The following is a 20,649-nucleotide window of genomic DNA, read 5'->3' on the forward strand; positions in this document are numbered from 1 at the left end:
TTTTATAAGTGTTTAGTAGATCAAGTACATCTTTGCCGTTACTTGAGATTGCATTTTTAAGAGCAAGTTGTAGATCTTTAAATGTGCTTTTTAGTTGATTTAGAGCTGGGTTATTAGTATCTGCTTCTAAGCTTGCTTCATAGTTGCCATCTTTTATCTCATTTACAAAGGTGTTGGCTTTTTGGATGAAGGTGTTCTCTTTTTCTTTAGATGTTTGGATCTTTTGGATGTTTTCATTTATAAGTGATGACATGATGCAAATTTCATCTTTGCCTTTTAAGCTTAGAAGTTTGGCAGAATTTGTCTTGTTGTTTAGATATAAGAAAAACTCGCCAAGCCCGCCCTTTACGCTATCGATGCCTGAGATGATATTTTTACCAACAAAAAATGAAACCAAAACAAGCAATAGTATAAAACAGGCAAGCAAAATGACCATAGAAACAGCTAAGTTGCCAGCTTCACTCATATCTTGTAAAGCTTTATCTTTCATATCATTTAACAAATAAAGCTCATAGTTTCTAAAGTTATCGATCAAATTTGTGATGCTTTGAAACCAACTAGCCGCTTCGATCTTGCCAGCTGTCTCATCTGGAGTGGCGATAGCACTTTTTATGATATCATCTATCTTTTGAAACTCATCACTTTGCAAGATCTCTTTTTGCAAGCTATCTGCGTATGTGCCCGCATTAAATTTCACATAGTCATTTATGAGATTTTTGATATTTGCGTTAAATGAAACCAAATTTACATATGTATTTTTATCGATGTTATGTTTTATAAAGGCAGCATTTAGCACCGCCCTTGTGATACCAAAATACTCTTTGATCTTTGAAATGCTAAAAATTCTAGCCAAGTTATCTTTCATATCAGGCTCAGAACTGCTTGCGAGGGAATTTTCAAATATAAGTGTATTTTCGATCATATCGTGAAATTTAGGAGCTATGAGAGCAAAACTTTCTTTGCTATCTACTTTTGCTCTTATGCTATTAAGCTCGTTTGAAAGTTCATCTTTGTTAGAAAGTTTAGACAAAACGCCATCAACTTTAGCTCTTTGCTCTTTTAAATTTTTATCAGCATCTTTGCCATTAGCTATAAAGCCTGCGCTATAACCGCGCTCTTTTTGAAGTTCATGGATAAATTCGCTTTGTTTTATGATATCTTCAGCTGTATTAAGGCTTGATACAGCTTGGCTTCTAGTCTTAAAAACGCCATTTAAAATATAAATACTTGTTGCGCTTAAACAAATAAGACTTAAAATTACAATTAGTAGGATCTTTATTTTTATACTTAGATTATTCATTTTTCATTCCTTTGCATTACAAGATACGTTATATTGGCTGTTTCTCCCAAAAACGAAGCGGATTTTATTACTTTAATAATTAAATATAACTTGAAAATGTAAATTACATTTAAGCAACAATAAATTTACTTTACAAAACAAATGCCCTATTTTAGGTGATTTAAGAAAATTTTAATTACAAATAAATAATATTAATTAATAAAAAATATTTAAATTTTCTCTAAAATTTACGAAAATGAATAGATAAATTTGAAAAAGTAGTTAAAGATATTTTATAAGCAAAGATAAATTTAAGCAGGAGATCACTCCCCTGCTTTGAAATTATTTAGAAAATTTTGGCTCAGAAAATGCTGTAAGTTTTGGTGCTTCATCGCCTTGATATTTTCTGATATTTACAAGAGCTGTGTGGCTGATGTTGCCGTTTGCTAGCTTACTTGTTGGGATATCTATGGTTAGCACGTTTGCAGAGCCGTTTTTGCAGATGCCACTATCAAAGCCGTCATACCAAGCGCCCTCAGCTAGTTTTACAACGCCCTCTTTTATGTTTTTAGTCACATAAGCACCAGCTAAAACCTCGCCTCGAGCGTTAAATACACACACCAAATCGCCAGTTTTTACACCAAGCTCTTTTGCGTCATTTTCATTTATCCACACTGGCTCACGGTTAGCGATAGCATACTTGTCACGAAGTGAAGTTTGGCTTAGCTGTGAGTGCAAGCGGTCAGTTGGGTGAGAGCTTATCATGTGGTATTTTGCTGGTTTATCTTTCATGCCTAGCCACTCGATCGGCTCAAACCAAGTTGGGTGCGCTTTGCAGTCGTCATAGCCCATTTTCTCGATCGTATCTGAGTAAATTTCGATAAGACCGCTAGGCGTTCCAAGAGCGTTTAGCACAGGATCTTCTCTAAATTCGCCAAGCCTTACCCAGTTATCACTATCTTGAGATGAGGCAAATGTGACTGGTTTGTTTTCATTCCAAAACTCTTCAAATGGCTTCATGTCGCTTGCAAGCTCAGGGACGGCTTTTACTTGAGCGTAGGCTGCGTCGTAGTACTCTTTAATCCAGTCAAATTCGTCTTTGCCGTTATCTGTGTAGGCTATGACTAAATTTTTAGCATAAGCCTTGCAAAGGTCAGTGAAAATTTGATAGTCATCTTTTGCTTCGCGGTATTTTTCAACGACTTGTTTCATTGGCACGATGTTCATGTTTGAGTAGTCCCCAGTCATCGTGATGTCGTTTCTCTCATACTCTGTTGTGACTGGAAAGACGATATCAGCCATTTTTGCTGTCGGTGTCCAGTAGGCTTCGTGAACGACAACGGTTCTTGGCTTTCTCCACGCTTTTAAATTTGTATTAGTATCTTGGTGATGCACAAGCGGGTTGCCGCCGACCCAGTAGATAAAGTCGATGTCTGGGTAGGTGATCTTTTTACCGTCGTGATCTATCACTTTGCCAGGGTGAAGCAACGCATCAGCGATACGAGCTACTGGAAAAGCGTAGTCAGTTGCTTTTTGTAGCCAGCTTTGACCTGTGCCTGCTACTGCGGCTGCTTTTGCGACGAAGCGACCGTGTTTGTCAAATTCGCCTGTATCAGTGCCGATAAACTCGCCTTTTTCGTTAAATTTACCCACACTTGCGCTATTTACACCGCCGATGACTGCGCCTTTGCATGTTGGTGCGCCGCCATTTGAGTAGTGGTAGCTTAAGCCAAAGCCTCCACCTGGTAGGCCGATCTGACCGATCATAGAAGCTAGTGTTACCATCGCCCAGTGTGGTTGCTCGCCGTGGTGAGCGCGCTGCATACCCCAGCCACTCATTAGCATTGTGCGGTTGCTTACAAATGTATCAGCTAGCTCTTTTAAAGTATCTTTGTCGATGCCACAAATTTTGCTCGCCCACTCTAAATTTTTAGGAGTGTTGTCTGTCTTGCCAAGTAGATATGGGAGGAATTTATCAAAGCCATAAGTGTAGTTTTCGATAAATTCTTTATCGTATTTGCCACTTTCATATAGGTAGTGCATCATGCCTAGCATCATTGCTGTGTCGGTGTTTGGCACTGGAGCGATCCACTGAGCTTTGTCGAAGTATTGCGCTGTTTCAGACCTGATAGGATCGATCACGATAACCTTGATATCTTTTTTGTTTTTTAGCTCTTCAAAGTATTTAAAGCCTTGCTCATCAGTCGCTGTCCAAGCTATGCGAAGTGTCGCAAGTGGGTTTGCGCCCCAGATGACTACGACTTTTGAGTTTTCTAGCACTACTGGCCAGCTAGTTTGCTGCTCATAGACCTCAATACTACCTACAACGTGAGGCATGATGATCTGGCTAGCGCCTGTTGAGTAGTCGCCTAGAGAGCCAACAAAGCCGCCACTAAGGTTCATAAATCTATGAAGTAAAATTCTTGAGTTATGCACATTGCCACTTGATTTCCAGCCGTAGCTACCTGCAAAAACGCTTTGTAAGCCCTTTTGCGCTCTTGTTTTTTTAAGCTCTTTAGCAACTAGCTTGATCGCCTCTTCATAAGGCACCTCGACCCACTCGTCAATGCCACGAAGCTCTGGTTTTGGGCTATCTGGGTTTTCAAGGTAGCTCTTTCTTACCATTGTGTGTTTGATACGACTTTTATAGATCATATCTGGTGTGTAGTGCTGAAGTGGGTTGTAAATTTCACTTGTCTTTTGGATAGGCTCTGACTTTACAGCAATGCCGTTTTTGGTTGTCACTTTTAGCATGCCCCAGTGAGCAGCTGTAAGAGTTTCGCCATTTTTTAAAACGCCCTTTTTAACCTCATCAGCAAACAAATTTGAAGCTATTACACCTGAAAGCAAAGGTGTAGCTGCAAGTGCTGTTGCACCTTTTTTTAGAAAATCTCGTCTGTTCTCGTTCATTTTTTCTCCTTATTTGCCTAAATTCACATCAGATGAGTGTTTTTGTAGGTATTCGATAACTAGCCACTCGTCTTTTTTATCTATTGCGGTTCTGCCGATCATTGATTTTAGTAGTGACGGCCACTGGTTTGCATTAAAATGCGTAGTTTGAGGCAACGCATGGCAAACACCACAGCTCTCTTTATACATCTTATCAGCTTTTGCAAACATCGCATTTACATCAGTGCTAAAGCCATCTTTTTGCACAAAAACTGTTGTCTCTACCTCGTTCCATTTGCCGTTTTTGCCCTCTTTTATCACTTTGATATCAAAAGGTGCAGTTTTAGCAAATGCTACTGAGATGATCCTCGCGCCATCAGCAAAATAAACTACGTTGCTAACGGCTGGGTTTTGATAGCCTTTTACTTTGATCTGCGCTCTATCGCCGCTTGTTTGCAAAATTTCAACTGCGTTGGTTGGTAGCAGCCTGCCTATACTCTTAGCTGAGCTTGCGTCAGTATATACGTCCTTTACGACATCTGTGTAGTTCATACCTGCACCAAATGCCGCACAAGCCACGATGGCTGATAGAATAATTTTTTTCATATTTCTCCCTTCAAAATGAAATTGTTCAAATTCTAGAGGCTTTTTGATTAATTACAAATTAAAATTAAAAAAATATTTTAAGAATAACGCAGAAAATTTTATTTAAAAATGAGTAGAAACACGCCAGATACGATAAGACAAACGGCTAAAATTTCTTTTAAATTTAGCCTCTCACCAAGAAATATGACAGCCAAAATGATAGCCAGCACAACGCTAAATTTATCAACCAGCGCTACCTGATAGACCTTGCCTGCTTGCATCGCTTTAAAATACATAAGCCATGAAAGCCCAGTCGCCATGCCACTTAGTATAAGAAAGAGCCAGTTTTTGGGACTTAGCGAGCTTAGCGGTTGCCATTTTTTAGCCACACTTAAAAGCAAAACAAGCATCAAAATGACAACGATCGTTCTTATAAATGTCGCAAAATCGCTGTCAATGTCCTTTACGCCTAGCTTTGCAAAGATCGCTGTAAGTGCAGCAAAAACAGCCGAAAGAGCTGCGTAGATAAACCACTCTGGCATCTTTATCCTTATAAATTTAAAGGGGCAAATTTGCTTCGCCCCAAGCTAAATTTATCCCTCGTAATCGCCAAGCATATCAAGCGTAGGAGCAAAATATAAAGCCCCAGTTACAGGCGTACTAAAGTCAAGCAGCCTATCTGAGTTGCCTTTTGGCTCGCCGATAAACATCTTTTTAAGCATAAGCTCAACCGTTGAAAATGTGCTTGCATAAGCGATGAAGTAAGTGCCCGTTTTGCTGCCTTCAGTAAATGGCATATTGCCGCGCACGACCTTTTTATCATCTCCTACATTTGCAGCAGCTGAGTGTGAGTTACTAGGCTTTTCATCCTCGCTCATCTCGATATCATACTCTTTTGAGCGGCCTATCACCTTTTCTTGCTCGCTCACGCTTGTGGCGTTCCACTCTTTCATCTTATGGAAGTATTTTTGCACGAAAACGTAGCTTCCGCCCTTAAATTTAGCATCCTCTTTACCAACTTTTGCAAAGTGGTCTCTGTCTTCGCCATCAGGATTTTCAGTGCCATCGACAAAGCCGATGATCGCCCTGCCGTCGTGGTATTTAAAGCCTTGAGTCTCGTCTGTAAGCTCTGCAAATTTAAACAAAACTTCTTTGATATTTTGCGCCATGTCAAAGCAGTCAGCTGCGTTTAGCGCACGGATGTGGATGTGGATATCGCCCTTTGTGCTAACGGCTTCATATTTATCGCCTTTGATCGCTTTAAAATTTACAAGCTCTTTTGGCAATTCTTTTGAAATTTCAAGCTTTTTCCAAGCATCATGACCCACGCCAAGGACGCAATTTACATTTTCATTTGCGCCAAATCTAACTTTGGCAGTTTTATTTAAATTTACAACCAAAGCACAAAGCTTAGCAAAGCCCTCTTTACATGCCTTTTTGTCGCCTTTTAAGACCCATGTTTGAAAGACTGTGTTGTTACCAGGTGTTTGTGTGACCTCTTGTGAATTTACACTCATTTTTTCTCCTTTAAATTTAATTTTTATGCGATATTTTCTAAATTTAATTGCTCGTTGATCTGCTCGTCACTATCGTCAAAGACAAACTCGACCTTATTTGCACCAAAGCTCTTAGCTATCGCCTCAAGCGTATCGCGAGCTGATTTGTGGATTTTGCTTTGAAGCTGCGAGATAAGGCGAACGCTCATCTTTTTGACTTCGTTTCTAGCCTCTTCGATTAGTCTATTTTTGTCCTCTTCTGTAAATGTGCTACCAAAAAAGCCATTTAGCGAGTCAGGCAACAAAAATGGTATAAATTTGCCGTTTTTCTCATCATAAAATTTCATATCGGCGATTGAAAATTTATACTTACATGGGGGCATTTTTATCTTGTAGCTAGAGTTTGCGATCTGCGTGATCTCGAGCTTTGGGCTGGTTAGATCGTAGATGAAATTTATCTCAAACTCAAATATCATCGAAAGCTTCTTCTCGCTTACCAGCCACCTTAGGTACTCTTTGCCAAAATTTCCAAACGCATGGTCGGTTTTTGTGACGATCTCCTTGCTATATACTTGAAAAACTGAAAGCTCACCTATGCTTTTTAGCTGCGAAATTTCAGTGCTGACTGAGACATTTTCGCTATCATCTTTTGCCTTTTTTAGCGCCTTGTTTGACCTATAAAATGCAAATGCCAAAATAGCTAGCAAGATAGCTAATATCAAATTTGCGTATTCGCTCATATTTTCTCCTTTAAAGCCCGCATTTTATCCTAAATTTGTAAAGCAAAAGAAATTTATCACTCTGGCAAGGTGATGGGGCTCTTATAAGGCATGTGAGCGCCTACTATCTTTGTAGTCTCGTCCTCCAAGCCATCAAGCACCTTTTCTCTCGTTTTAGCAGCTTGGGCTGGATCTATATCATAAGTGATAGATATGCTTGGCTCGACCTCTTGCACTGCTAGGACGTGAAGAAGATCAGCTATAAAGATGATCTTGTCGTTATCTGCCTCAAAGCTTATCATGTTGTGCCCTGGAGTGTGGCCGTAGGCTGGGATAGCCATGATCTTTAGCGCCCCGTCAAATAATGGCTTTTTATGGTCAAAAAAGCTCTTATCATCCTTATAAAGAGATAAAATTTCTTTTGTCCTCTCATCTTTGCCCTTTATCCAGTAGTCCCACTCCTTTTCATCTATAAAAAGCTTGGCGTTTTTAAATGTCTTTTTACCGCCATCTATGAGCCCACCTATGTGATCAGGATGAGCGTGCGTGATGATGACGTAGGTTAGATCCTCTGGCTTTATATTGCCAAAAGTTTGCAGATCATATTTTAAATTTTCCAAGCTATCTTCATAGCCGCTATCTATGAGCGCTGTGTAGTCATCGCACTTTGCAAACATTACGTTGTGTTTGTTTGGTAAATTTTTAGTATTTGCCACAAGCTCTTTTTGCGCCTCATCTTTGGCTATTAGCTTATCTACTGGCGCATCAGTCGTCTTTAGTGAAAATACATAAAGATTGCATCCGCCCATAGATCCTATCCATACTTGATCGTTTTGCTTGCTAACCACCTCATCATCGGCACAAAAAGCCAAAGTGCAAAACAACGCAAGGCTTAATAAACTCTTTTTCATATCTCATCCTTGAATAAATTTGCGAAATTTTAGTCCTGTAAATTTAATGAAAAATAATAATCCTTTAAAAAAATATATAAATAATAGTTTTAAAAATAGAGATAAAAAAAATTATATTTAAATAACTAATTTTAGATTAAGCTTTTTATAAAATATCTCATTAAATGTAAAAGTAGCGTAAATAACGTATATTTTCGTAAATTTAGCCTACTATTTTTCATTAAATTATTATTATTTTAATTAATAATTTATTTTAAGAATTTTAGAATTGGTTTAAATTTTATGTAAAGGACGAGATATGAAAAGATCCGTTTCAAGCAAAAAGTGCATCCTTTTAAGTGTTGCTTGCTGCACTCTTTTGCTTGCTAATCAGCTAAGTGCTAGCGAGCAAAACAGAGGTAAATTTGGCGATATAAAAAGCTGGCAGAGCGATGAGTACAAAGCCGACTGGGGTTTAGTGAGCATGAACGCAGCCGTTGCATATGCTCTTGGAGCAACTGGCAAAGGCGTAACGCTTGGTGTGATGGACTCTGGTGTGCTACTTAGCCATCCAGAATTTAGTGATGGCAGAGTAAGTGCGCTAAAAGTCTCTGGTAGCTACTACAAAGATGGTCAAAGATACCCAGATACCGAGTATGGCAACTCACCATTAGTCGGAAAAGGCAGCGATAAAAAAAATAAAAAAGACTTTGGTGACTTTAAAAAAGGTGAAGAATTTAGCATAGATGGTGACTGGATAGCTGGAGTAAACGACTCTCACGGCACTCACGTAGCTGGCACGATAGCTGCTTCAAGAGATGGTGTGGGCATGCACGGCGTAGCATTTGATGCAAGACTTATAATGGGCAATACCGGCGGCACTGACGGCATGACATATGGTCCAAATCAAGACTACAACTTCTTTTTAAATTCTTATGAAGGGCTAGCAAAGAGTGGAGCTAGAGCGATAAATAACAGCTGGGGTTCAAACCGTAAATTTTACAAAGCCTACGAAGGTGCTACTAGGTATGATGGCGGCAATAACCTAGATATCAAAGATCTTGATGCTGCATATAAAAGCTACTATCCATTTGTAGTAAATGGCAAAAATTTCTTAGATGCAGCCTATGAGGTCGCTACAAGATATGGTGTCATCCAAATTTTTACTGCTGGCAACAGAGATGGGATGAAAGAGTCATATACAAGAGCAATGCTTCCTTACTTTAGACCTGATGCTGAGAAGTACTGGCTAAACGTCACTGGTCAGCTAGAGGGCGACACGCAGCGTTACAACACACCTGGTCACTCAAAATGGTGGAGCATGGCAGCACCTGCAAAACCTATATACTCAACCGTCGTTGATCTAAAAACTGGCAAGGCAGACTACGGCACAAAAGGCGGCACATCAATGGCAGCTCCACACGTCACTGGCGCACTTGGTGTCATCATGCAAAGATACCCATATATGAATAACGCTCAGATAAGAGAGATGCTACTAACTACTGCAAGGCAAATTCATGATGACTTCAAAGAGCCAGCTGATACTAGAAAAATTTCAGGCTTTAGTGCTGCGCTTGGAGTACCTGATGAGCACTGGGGCTGGGGCGTAGTGGACCTATATAAGGCGATGTTTGGACCAGGTCAGCTTCTAGGAGTGTTTGATGTAAATTTAAATAGCGATGATATCTACTCAAACAACATAAGCGATGTAGCTATCAAATTTAGAAAAACAGAAGATGATGCAGAGGCTAAAATTTGGACCGAACGCAAGGCTGAGCTAGAAAAAATAGCAAATTTAACACCAGAGCAAAAAGCCGAACTTGAGATAGGTAACGCTAGAGAAAGAGCAAGAGAGCTAAGGGCAAGTGAAGGCTACGAAGGTACTCTTATAAAAAGAGGTCAAGGCACACTAAGCCTAGCAGGAGACAACTCTTACACTGGCAAGACCATAATAAAAGGCGGCAAGATCACAGCTCTTAATCAATCTCTAAAATCAAGCGACGTGATAGTAGAAAATGGCGGCGCACTAGAAATTGTAAGAGAAATGAGCGTGCCAAAGGTTAGTAGAAATAAATTTACCTTGCAACTATCTTTAGGAGAAGTGACCAAAAAAAGCTCAAATGACGTAGTAAAAGCCACTATCAAATCAGGCGGTAGCTACATCGTCTCAAACGGCGCTTCAAATTTAGATCTAAACTTTGAGAAAAACTCATTTATAAACATAAGTGAGCCAAACTTAGAGATCATGCAAAGGCTCTATAACGACAGCACAAAATCAAAGACATTTACAGCAACTGGAAATTTCAAAGGCTATGAAGATACCCTTTCAAGAGAGTATGCGTTTTTTGATCTTGGCAAAAACTATAATGACAACAAGCTAGAGCTTACTCTTAAAAAATCAAAAAATACAATGACAAGTATCGCAGCTAATGACAACCAAAAGAAAGTCGCAGAGCTCATAGAAAGTACAGCAAGCCAGCCAGCGCTACTTCCTTCACCATTTAGAAGCAGGCCAGCAGTTATCACAAGCGATCTTTATAGACACTTCATCTACACTACACCAAAAGAGGCAAAACAAACTCTAAAAACCTTTGCAAATGAGGCAAATTTAGCTCAGCACAATGCATTTTTACTAGAAAGCATTATGCTTAAAAATGCAGTCATCAACCACGAATCTGACCCATTTGGCATAAGAGCAAGCGACTCAAATGGCATGAAATTTTGGTCAAATACTATGTTTGACGCTATGAAATTTAATGACATAAAAGCAAACTCTATGACACAGCTTTTTGGATTTGACGGCAGTGCAAATGACGCATTTGTACTTGGCGGTGTTCTTGGTGCTAGCACAGAAAAAGTAAAAGAAGACGGCGAAGATGCCTATAAGACAAAAGGCACAAGCATCGGCATCTACACAAAAAGCGAGATCGCTAGCACTAAACTAGACCTTGGAGTACTATACACAGATGCTAAGCGCAAAACTCAAAATGGTGCAACAATCGCAAGCTTTTACTCAAACGATCATATAAAAAGCAAAGAAAAAGCGCTTAATGCTTATGCAAATTTAGCCCTAACTAGCTTTAATACAGAAAATTTCTCACTAAATCCTTATGTGGGTGCAAGCTATCTACGCATGAAAACTGATAGCACAAGCCAAAATGTAGGAATTTTCAAAATGGATGTTGATGAAAAAACTAGAAATTTAGGCATTTTTAGCCTTGGTCTAAACCCTAGCGTACCATTTAGCCTAGGTAGCACTAAGATGAAATTTGAAGCTGATCTAGCATACAACAGACTAGTTGGCGACACAAAACCAACTATCGGCGTGAATGTCGCAAATGCTGGATACCTAGAGCTAGAGGGCAAAGAGGTTAAAAACCTTGGCACAGCTAGCCTTGGCATAAAAGCAAATGTCTATAAAAATGTAAATTTAGGCCTTTCTTACACTGGAGCTTTTGCTAAAGATGTAAGATCAAACAGCGTAAATGCTAAATTTGAGATATTGTTTTAGTTAGAAATGCTCGCTACTTTAAAAGGTAGCGAGCTTATAAATTTAGAAGAGTTGAGTGAAAGAAAAGCCGTTTTTATTAAGTGTATCTTTGATCTTTTCTTGATGCTCAAGGCCCTTTGTCTCAAGCGTGATAGTGATGCTAGCATCGCCGTAGTCAAGCTTAGTAGAGAAGCGGTCGTAGTCAATCTTAACTATATTTGCATTTGCTGATTTTAGGCTATCAGTTAGGCTCATTAGCGCTCCTGGCTTATCCACAAGCGTGATTTGCAAGGTCATCTTACGGTGAGACTTGATAAGACCCTTTTCGATGATGATAGAAAGTACCTGAACATCGATATTTCCGCCACTTAGAACCACGCCTATCTTTGCGCCTTTTTTAAATTTGATCTTATCATGCATAAGTGCTGCCACACCAGCTGCGCCAGCTCCTTCAACTACGATCTTTTGCGTCTCTAGCAAAAACAAAATCGCAGTTGCGATCTCCTCATCATCGACCTGTACAAACTCATCCACGCACTCAACGATATTTTTAAGCGTTATCTCGCTCGCATCACGCACAGCGATGCCATCAGCTATGGTGCGAACTGACTTTGAGTTTATGCTCTTTTTAGCGCCGTAGCTATTAAACATCGCTGGAGCGCCCTTTGCACCGACGCAAACGACCTTTGTTTTTGGATTGACCTGTTTTATACAGCTTGCCACGCCACTAGCTAAGCCACCGCCGCCAACTGGCACTACAACCATATCAAGGTCGCTGATCTCATCAAGCATCTCAAGTCCAACAGTACCCTGCCCTGCCATGACGTACTCATCGTTAAATGGATGAACAAAGGTCATATCTTTTTCTTTGGCGTAATTTACTGCAAATTCATACGCCTCATCAAAGTTATCACCTTTTAAAATGACTTCAGCGCCAAGATCCTTTGTACCAGCTACCTTTAGAAGTGGGGTTGATTCTGGCATGACGATGCAAGCATGCACGCCAAATTCTTTTGCGCTTATCGCCACGCCTTGAGCGTGATTGCCAGCGCTTGCAGCCACGACGCCACGTTTTCGCTCCTCGTCACTTAGGCTAGCTATTTTATTATAAGCGCCTCTTATCTTGTAAGCTCCGGTTCGCTGTAAATTTTCCTCTTTCAAATAGACATTTGCGCCTAAAATTTTACTAAGTTTTGCACTTAGCGCAAACGGGGTTTTATTTACAAAGTGACCGATCGTTATCTTTGCTTGGATTATTTTGTTTAATGAAACCATTTTCAACTTTCCTTTTAAAATTTATCTTTTGCCTCTAGTAGCACGCCACACTCGATGTGATGAGTGTTGGCAAACTGATCAAAGAGCGCAAATTTTATCACTTTATGGCTTTTAGAAAGCTCATTTAAATTTTCTTTTAGCGTCTCTGGGTTGCACGAGATGTAGATGATGTTTTTGAAATTTCTAATGAAATTTATGACACTTTCACTAAGTCCAGCGCGAGGCGGATCGACAAGGACGTGCGAGAAGTTAAAGTCGCTCAAATTTATATCTTTTAGCCTATTAAACTCCCTAACACCAGCAAATGCGCCCATTAGCTCATCAGCGTCCATACGCAAAAATTTGATATTTTCTGCCCCATTTAGCTCACAGTTTTTAAGGGCATTTGCGATCGAGCTTTTTGAAATTTCAGTGGCAAGGACGTTTTTAAATTTAAACGAAAGTGGGATAGTAAAATTTCCATGTCCGCAGTAAAGCTCCAGCAGGTCAGCGCCACCTTGCACGCACTCTTTTGCCCAAGCTATCATCTTCTCATTTACCGCTTTATTTGGCTGGATAAAGGCATTTTCACTTAGGCTAAATTTATAAATTTGCCCATCAACATTTAGCTCATCTATCAAATTTAGCTCCGCACTTAGCAGCTTTTGTCCGCGAGATCTTGCAAGTATGGTGACACCAAGCCTGCTAGCTAAATTTATCATCGCCGCTTCAAACTCACTATCAAGCTTTTTGTGATAAAGCAGAGTAACTAAAATGCCGCTTTTGCAAGAGATAAATTCCACTCCAAAGAGCTTTATGCGTAAAATTTCATCACTTTGTAAATTTTCAAGTAGCCTTGGCATGAGAGTCCCAATTTCCTCACAGACCTTTGGGCACTCATCTATAAAAATTCTCTTGCCCTTTTCTTTTGCGTGCATAGTGTAGCAAAGCTCGCTGCCTTCGTGCCAGAGACCAAACTCAGCTCTCGTGCGGTAGTGCTTTGGGCTTGAGCTAAAAACATCAAATTTGCCATCATAAAAGGGGGAGAAATTTTGCTTGATAAGATCAGTTTTAAATGAAATTTGCTCACTATAAGGGGTAAAAAGAGTGCATGAGCCACACTCTTTTAGGTATTTGCAGTCCAAATTTATGCCGCTTTCTCTTCGACTTTTTTGCCTACAAATCTAACCAAAGCCCAGATCGCTAAAAATCCGCAAGGAAGTGCGATCCAAACGCTAAGACCAAGTGCGACCGGCAAGTAGCCAACAAGCACACAAACCGCACAAACACTAAGTGCATAGATCATCTGTGTTGAGACGTGATCGATGTGGCTACATCCTGCACCCATTGATGAAAGTATCGTAGTATCTGAGATCGGCGAGCAGTGATCACCAAAGATAGCGCCAGTAAGCACGCTTGAGATATTTACGATCATATAAGCATGCATCGCGTCGCCCTCTAGGCCGTAGTTTTTGCCGACTGCGTAAGCTAGCGGGATAGCTAGAGGCATCAAAATGCCCATTGTGCCGTAGCTGGTACCTGTTGAGAAGCTGATAAATGAGCCAAGGATGAAAACAGCCACTGGCAGGATAAATTTAGGCGTTGAGTCGCTTAGTAGATCGACCAAATATCTTGAAGTGCCAAGCTCTTTGATAACCGCGCTGAGGCTCCAAGCAAGAAGCAATATAACCACCGTGATGATCATAGTTTTCCAGCCCTTTACCCACGTGCTAATGGCCTCTTTGACGTCAAAAATTTTGCGCCAAACGCCCATGACGATAGCCACGATACTAGCAAGCAATGCTGCTTGAAATAGCGATGTAGCAGAGTCTGCTGCACCAAAAGTATCTTTAAATGTTGAAAACGAAAGTGGATTTGCAAGTGCATTTTTAAGAGTATCGCCCTCAAGCGCAGCAAGACCGCTAAAATAAAAGCTAGTAAATGCGCCGATAACTAGCACAAGAAGCGGCACGATAGCATTTGAAGCGCTTAGTTTTACGCCTTCTTTTGGCTCAAGAGTCTTATCTTCAAGGTCTTGAATTTGTGTTTTGCCAGAGTGAAGCTCACCCTTTCTAGCGCGTCTTTCAGCTGCTAGCATAGGACCATACTCGCGTTGCATCAAGGCAGTGCAGACGATGAAAAATAAGATAAAGAGGTTGTAAAATCTATATGGAATGGTCTCGATAAATATAGAATAAGCGTTTATGCCAGTCTCGCCGATAAGCTCGTAGCCCTTTTCGATGAGCGAAACCTCAAGTCCGACCCATGTAGAGATGATAGCGATACCAGCAATCGGTGCTGCAGTAGCGTCGATGATGAAGGCTAGCTTTTCGCGGCTTATTTTAAATTTATCGCTTATTGGTCTCATGATAGGACCAACAATTAGGGCGTTTGCATAGTCATCGAAAAATACAAAGATACCCATAAGCCAAGTTGAAATTTGAGCTGAGACGCCAGTTTTTGCCTTTTTGCTAAGCCAAAGAGCAACCGCCTTTGTGCCACCCATCTTTGTGATAAGTGCGACCACGCCGCCTATACAAAGCACTTGAAGCAAGATGCCAGCATCAGTGCTATCAGCCATCGACTCAACCACTCTTGAAACGATGCCTGTAAAGCCTTTGATGATGCCCATAAATACATTTTCATTAACGATATTTATAAGAAACGTTCCGCTAAAAACACCGATAAATAGCGACAATATAACGTCTTTTGTGATAAAAGCAAGCGCTATGGCAACAACTGGTGGTATAAGTGTGAATACGCCGTAAATTTGTGCGTTTCTTTTGGCGACTTCTGGATCAACTCCAAAAAGCGTGGCACTAAAAAATAGTAATAATAAAATTTGTCTCACAAGAACTCCTTAAAATTTTTCTATCGCAAGCCCAGCCCAAGTCTGCGTATTTGCCATGACTTCGACCCTGTTTATATTGACACTTCCAGGCATATTTAGACAATTTACCAAAATAGTCGCGATATCCTCAGACGTGATGAAATTTGTATTTTCATAAAGACTATCCGCCTTCGCTTTATCTCCTCTAAATCTAACCTCGCTAAATTCAGTCTTACAAAGCCCTGGCTCAATGTTTGTCACCCTGATATTTGTGCCAACTAGATCGTTTCTTAAATTTAGACTAAACTGCTTTACAAAGGCCTTTGTAGCGCCATAAACGTTACTGCCAGGATACGGCCACGAGCCAGCTGTTGAGCCTAGGTTAAAGATATAGCCCTTTTCTTGCTTGTAAAGTAGCGGCAAAACGGCCTTTGTCGAGTAGATAAGACCCTTTACATTTGTATCTATCATCGTCTCAAAGTCTTCAACCTTTGCGTCTATCGTCTTTTCTTGTCCCAAGGCAAGCCCAGCGTTATTTACAAGCACTTCGATATCTTTAAATTTATCAGGCAGGCTATCAACTGCGTCAAAAACAGCCTTTTTATCACGTATGTCAGCTACGATGATGTGCGTATCGCCAAGCTCGCTTGCAAGCTTTTTTAGCCTATCTTCGCGCCTTGCAAGAGCGACTATCTTGTAGCCCTCTTTTGAGAGTCTTCTAGCGATCGCCTCGCCAAAGCCAGATGTCGCACCTGTCACAAAAGCTGTCTTTTTCATATCTCTTCCTAATTAAAATTTGGCTTTAAGCCAAGCTCTTCTAAAAATTTAATATTTTTTTCATTTTTATCTTTAATCGCATAATCAAGCGCGTTAAATCCGGCATCATCAGTGGTGTTCATATCAGCGCCGTTATCTATCAAAAGCTTTAAAATTTCTGGCGTCGCGTGAGCCGCTGCATGCATAAAAACGCTTCTGTTTGTATGCTCCAGGCCGCACGTATCCTCTACTTGCATCATGCCTAAATTTATCATATTCATCTTAGACTGCTCGTCTATATAGCTCTCGTTTGCATTTGCCCCACTCTTTAGCAAAAGCTCGCAAAGAGGCGCATCCTCAAACTGCACAGCGTAAAAAAGCGCACTTTTGCCAAAGAAATTTTTGTGATTTACATCAGCTCTATTTTTAAGCAAAATTTTTACATTTTCTAAATTTTTAAGAGTAAAAAAGAGCGGTGTCTCATCGCCTAAATTTACATCAGCTCCGCGCCTTATGATCTCTTCTATCATGTCGCCACTTTTGTCATTTAGCAGTGCGATATCAAGTAAATTTGTAAGCTCAGCGGTGCTAAAATTTTTTGAGTAGAGTAAATTTGCAAGCTCATCTTGGCTTAGCTTTTGAGCCATCATCTTTTGCTCAGAAGTTAGAGCCTTAGCCTTATTTACCTTTTTGCCGACACTAAAGCTTAAAAACTCATTTATCACGCTAGTTGCGTAGTAAGCGGCACTTGCACTATCAACGCCTAAAGCCTCATAAAATTTAACCAGCGGAGTTTGAGCGTTTTTATAAGCTTCGCTGAATTTTTTATATTTTAAAAAGTTAAACAAGCTCTCATTCGCCCAGTATCTAAAATACTCCATTTGAGCGTCTTTTTGAGCCTCAGCCACCTCTGGCTTTGCAAGCTCTTTTTGGTAGATTTCAGGAGCAAACGAAGCTTTTAGCAAGATCCATCTAAATTTATTTAAATTTTCTCTATAAACGCCCTCGCCAACGCAGCTTTGAGACTCGCTTCTAACAGCCACACTCGCATCAAAAAGCTCTTTTACCTCTTTTAAATTTAAAAGCGAGCCATCGCAATAAAATAGCCCCTCATTCGCATAAGCAAGCTCATTTGGAGTAGTTTTAAAGCTCTCTTTTTTAGCAAGGTCACTGCACTCTAATGCGTGTAAATTTACAAAAAGAAAACTGATAAAAAAGAGAAAAAAAGCTACTTTTTTCATCAAAGCTCCTTAAAATTTCGCGATATTGTAACAAATTTATATACTAAACTCGCTTATTTCATTAAAATTTAGGTATTTATAAATTTGATCTTTATTTAAACTAAGACTATCTCTTACTATTTTTTTATACTCACTAACGCTTGGCAAACGCCCTAGTAGCGCGCATACAGCGGCTAGCTCGGCACTTCCTAGATAGACCTTTGCGCCCATACCCATTCTGTTGTCAAAATTTCTAGTCGAGGTCGAAAAAACAATGGCATTATCGTTCACTCTTGCTTGATTGCCCATGCAAAGCGAGCAGCCTGGCACCTCTGTCCTAGCATTTAACCTTTTAAAAATTTCATAAACGCCCTCATCTTCAAGCGTCTTTTTATCCATCTTAGTTGGCGGCGCGATCCAAAGCCTAGTAGTAAGCTTGCTCTCACGCTCCAAAATTCTAGCAAGCGCCCTGTAATGTCCAATATTTGTCATACAGCTACCCACAAAGACCTCGTCGATATCGTGCGCTCTTTTGCTATCAGCTAAAATTTCACTTAGCATTGCCACGTCGTCTGGGTCGTTTGGACAGGCGAGGATCGGCTCATCTATCTGCGACAAATCAATCTCTAAAATTTCAGCGTATTTTGCGTCCTTGTCGGCTCTTAAAAGAGTTGGGTTTTCTAGCCATTTTTGCATCTTCTCTTTTCGCCTCGCAAGCGTTTCATGACTCTCATACCCTGCTTTTATCATCGCATCTATTAGCGCAACGTTTGAGCGAACGTACTCCGCGACACTAGCCTCGCTTAAATTTACCACGCAAGCAGCCGCCGAGCGCTCAGCCGAAGCGTCACTTAGCTCAAATGCCTGCTCCACTTTTAGGCTCTCTAGCCCTTCTATCTCTAAAATTTTGCCCGCAAAAATATTCTTTTTATTTTTCTTTTCAACGCTTAAAAGCCCTTTTTTGATAGCAAAATAAGGTATCGCATTGACAAGATCACGAAGCGTCACGCCCTCTTTTAGCTCGCCTTTAAATTTGATCAAAACTGACTCTGGCATATTTAGTGGCATCATCCCAAGCACCGCTGCAAAGGCCACCAGACCGCTACCTGCTGGAAAGCTAATGCCAATAGGAAATCTCGTGTGGCTATCACCACCAGTGCCAACGCTGTCAGGCAAGACCATGCGGTTTAGCCACGAGTGGATGACGCCGTCACCTGGTTTTAGGCTCACGCCGCCACGTAAATTTATAAATTTTGGCAGGCTCTCGTGCATCACAAGGTCGCTTGGCTTTGGATAAGCAGCCGTGTGACAAAAGCTTTGCAAGACAAAATCCGCGCCAAAACTAAGGCTAGCAAGCTCTTTTATCTCATCTCTAGTCATGGGCCCAGTGGTGTCTTGCGAGCCAACGGTCAAAATTTCAGGCTCCACGTATGTCCCAGCTCTCACGCCAGCCTTACCGCAAGCCTTACCGACCATCTTTTGAGCCAGCGTATAGCCACCGCCTAGCTCTTTTGGCTGATCTGGCTTTATGAAAATTTGCTCCTCGCCAATCCCCAAGACCTCCCTAGCCTTTTTAGTCACCTGCCTACCTATCATCAAAGGTATCCTGCCGCCTGCTCTTATCTCGTCGCTTAGGGTGTTTGGGCTAAGTTTAAAATTTGCCACGAGCTTTTTTTCGTTGCCTGCAAGCTTGTAAATTTCGCCTTTAAATGGATAAATTTCTATCTCATCGCCCATTTCTAGCTCATTTACGTTTGCAACTATCGGCAGTGCGCCGCTGTCTTCTGCTGTATTAAAAAATATCGGAGCTATGGTCGTGCCGATCACGATGCCACCAGTTTTTTTGTTTGGCACGCCCTCTATCTCATCGCCTAAGTGCCACTGGATAGAGTTTATACCGCTCTTTCTGCTACTGCCAGTGCCGACCACGTCGCCAACATACGCCACGCTCTTACCGCGACTTTTTAGCTCTTTTAAAATTTCTAGCCCCTCAGGCATCTTTTTAACGAGCATAGCCTTTGCATGAAGCGGTATGTCAGCCCTTGTATAGGCCTCGCTTGCAGGACTTAGATCATCAGTATTTGTCTCGCCAGGCACCTTAAAAACCACTGCCTTTATGCACTCATCAAGTGGCTTTTTGTGTGCAAACCACTCGGCATTCGCCCAAGAAAGAAGCACCTCTTTTGCAAATTTATTGCTACTTGCTAGCTTTGCGATCTCGTCAAAGTGTTCATGCACCAAAATGATGTTTTTTAGCTCATTTGCGGCGGCTTGCGCGATAACATCATCACTATTTTTTAGCGCTCGCACCAAAATTTCTACATTGTATCCGCCAAGCATCTTGCCTAAAATTTTAATGGCACGAACCGCATCAAGGCCGTCTATTTTAAGACCTTCTATCGCCTCGCCAAGAAATTCTGCCTTTATCTTTGCCGCGTCATCAACGCCAGGATTTACGCGATTTGTGAGCAAATTTATAAGAAATTTTAGCTCGTTTTGCGCCTTTTCATCGCCACTAGAGCTGCCAGCAAATCTCATTAGCTCGCAAATTTCGCTTGTTTGCTTGGCGTTTAGCGCAAGCGGTGGCACGCCCTCTTTTTCTCGCTCACTCACGTGTTTTTCGTAGTCGGTAAAAAAGCTCATAAATTTCCTTTGTGATTTTGCTCGTTTTTAGTTCAAAACCGCTGATTTTGCTTGCATTTTATCAAAAAGCAAAACAATCTAAAGTAAAATTTGCCCAAAATTTCAAATTTCAAGGAGTAAATGTGTCAAAAGCCTACCTAAAATCACCCATTGGAATTTTAGAGATCGTTGCTAGTGAAAATGGAATTTGCGAGATAAATTTTGTAGATAAATTTGAAAAAGTTGCGGTAAAAGATGAAAATTTAAAGCTTTGTTTAGATGAACTGGAGGCTTATTTTAAGGGCGAGCTTAAAAAATTTAGCGTTAGACTTGATATAAAAACGACCAAATTTAGAGCTAAAATTTATGATGTTTTACAAAAAGTGCCATACGGCGAAACGACCACCTACGCAGCCCTAGCACTTGCTGCAGGTCACAAGAACGCTTACCGAGCAGCAGGCTCAGCAAATGCCAAAAACCCACTGCCTATCATCGTTCCTTGCCACAGAGTGCTCTCTCACAGTGGTCTTGGTGGCTACTCAGGCGGCGAGGGTCTGCCAACTAAAATTTGGCTACTAGAGCACGAAGCAAGGCATAAATAAGCCAAATGCAATATAAA

15 protein-coding genes are annotated in these 20,649 nt (G+C 40.8%); 2 read left to right on the forward strand and 13 right to left on the reverse strand.

Going from position 1 to position 20,649, the window contains the following annotated elements; all coding sequences use genetic code 11:
* From F3G76_RS01730 to F3G76_RS01760, 7 genes are all read right to left on the reverse strand, one after another.
* On the reverse strand, nt 1-1,300 hold a 1,300-nt coding region (locus F3G76_RS01730), incomplete at its 3' end, for a nitrate- and nitrite sensing domain-containing protein (protein ID WP_149705997.1).
* Between the two features lie 321 nt (nt 1,301-1,621).
* A complete protein-coding gene (locus tag F3G76_RS01735; RefSeq protein WP_149705739.1) occupies nt 1,622-4,189 on the reverse strand; it encodes a molybdopterin-dependent oxidoreductase in 2,568 nt (855 codons plus the stop codon).
* A 9-nt stretch (nt 4,190-4,198) separates the two neighbouring features.
* Complete coding sequence (locus F3G76_RS01740) at nt 4,199-4,774, reverse strand: cytochrome C (protein WP_149705740.1); 576 nt, start codon at nt 4,772-4,774, stop codon at nt 4,199-4,201.
* Between the two features lie 98 nt (nt 4,775-4,872).
* On the reverse strand, nt 4,873-5,295 hold the full coding sequence (locus F3G76_RS01745; protein ID WP_021085058.1) for an EamA family transporter: 423 nt from the start codon (nt 5,293-5,295) through the stop codon (nt 4,873-4,875).
* A 51-nt stretch (nt 5,296-5,346) separates the two neighbouring features.
* On the reverse strand, nt 5,347-6,270 hold the full coding sequence (locus tag F3G76_RS01750) for a Dyp-type peroxidase (RefSeq protein ID WP_149705741.1): 924 nt from the start codon (nt 6,268-6,270) through the stop codon (nt 5,347-5,349).
* A gap of 23 nt (nt 6,271-6,293) precedes the next feature.
* Nucleotides 6,294-6,989: a DUF4230 domain-containing protein gene (locus F3G76_RS01755; protein ID WP_012139892.1), complete on the reverse strand. Its 696-nt coding sequence runs from the start codon at nt 6,987-6,989 to the stop codon at nt 6,294-6,296.
* A gap of 56 nt (nt 6,990-7,045) precedes the next feature.
* On the reverse strand, nt 7,046-7,879 hold the full coding sequence (locus F3G76_RS01760; RefSeq protein ID WP_149705742.1) for an MBL fold metallo-hydrolase: 834 nt from the start codon (nt 7,877-7,879) through the stop codon (nt 7,046-7,048).
* Nucleotides 7,880-8,177: 298 nt separating this feature from the next.
* On the opposite strand from F3G76_RS01760, the gene F3G76_RS01765 reads away from it, so the two are divergent.
* Nucleotides 8,178-11,369: a S8 family peptidase gene (locus tag F3G76_RS01765; RefSeq protein ID WP_149705743.1), complete on the forward strand. Its 3,192-nt coding sequence runs from the start codon at nt 8,178-8,180 to the stop codon at nt 11,367-11,369.
* 42 nt (nt 11,370-11,411) lie between these two features.
* Here F3G76_RS01765 and ilvA read toward each other — a convergent pair whose 3' ends face one another.
* The 6 genes from ilvA to F3G76_RS01795 are packed head-to-tail and all read right to left on the reverse strand — an operon-like array spanning nt 11,412 to nt 20,051.
* The gene (ilvA, locus tag F3G76_RS01770) at nt 11,412-12,623 is read right to left on the reverse strand and encodes a threonine ammonia-lyase (RefSeq protein WP_002942811.1); all 1,212 of its coding nucleotides are present in this window, start codon (nt 12,621-12,623) and stop codon (nt 11,412-11,414) included.
* Nucleotides 12,624-12,637: 14 nt separating this feature from the next.
* Entirely contained in the window at nt 12,638-13,747 is a 1,110-nt protein-coding gene (gene trmA, locus F3G76_RS01775; RefSeq protein ID WP_149705744.1) for a tRNA (uridine(54)-C5)-methyltransferase TrmA, read from the reverse strand.
* Between the two features lie 2 nt (nt 13,748-13,749).
* Entirely contained in the window at nt 13,750-15,453 is a 1,704-nt protein-coding gene (locus F3G76_RS01780) for a Na+/H+ antiporter NhaC family protein (protein WP_149705745.1), read from the reverse strand.
* Nucleotides 15,454-15,462: 9 nt separating this feature from the next.
* The gene (locus F3G76_RS01785; protein WP_149705746.1) at nt 15,463-16,209 is read right to left on the reverse strand and encodes an SDR family NAD(P)-dependent oxidoreductase; all 747 of its coding nucleotides are present in this window, start codon (nt 16,207-16,209) and stop codon (nt 15,463-15,465) included.
* A gap of 8 nt (nt 16,210-16,217) precedes the next feature.
* A complete protein-coding gene (locus F3G76_RS01790) occupies nt 16,218-17,429 on the reverse strand; it encodes an ankyrin repeat domain-containing protein (RefSeq protein ID WP_149705747.1) in 1,212 nt (403 codons plus the stop codon).
* Between the two features lie 36 nt (nt 17,430-17,465).
* Nucleotides 17,466-20,051: a bifunctional aconitate hydratase 2/2-methylisocitrate dehydratase gene (locus F3G76_RS01795; RefSeq protein ID WP_149705748.1), complete on the reverse strand. Its 2,586-nt coding sequence runs from the start codon at nt 20,049-20,051 to the stop codon at nt 17,466-17,468.
* Between the two features lie 122 nt (nt 20,052-20,173).
* On the opposite strand from F3G76_RS01795, the gene F3G76_RS01800 reads away from it, so the two are divergent.
* Nucleotides 20,174-20,632: a methylated-DNA--[protein]-cysteine S-methyltransferase gene (locus F3G76_RS01800; RefSeq protein ID WP_149705749.1), complete on the forward strand. Its 459-nt coding sequence runs from the start codon at nt 20,174-20,176 to the stop codon at nt 20,630-20,632.
* Nucleotides 20,633-20,649 lie beyond the last annotated feature (17 nt).

It is taken from the genome of Campylobacter concisus, from assembly GCF_902460575.1.
Taxonomy (GTDB): Bacteria; Campylobacterota; Campylobacteria; order Campylobacterales; family Campylobacteraceae; genus Campylobacter_A; species Campylobacter_A concisus_AW.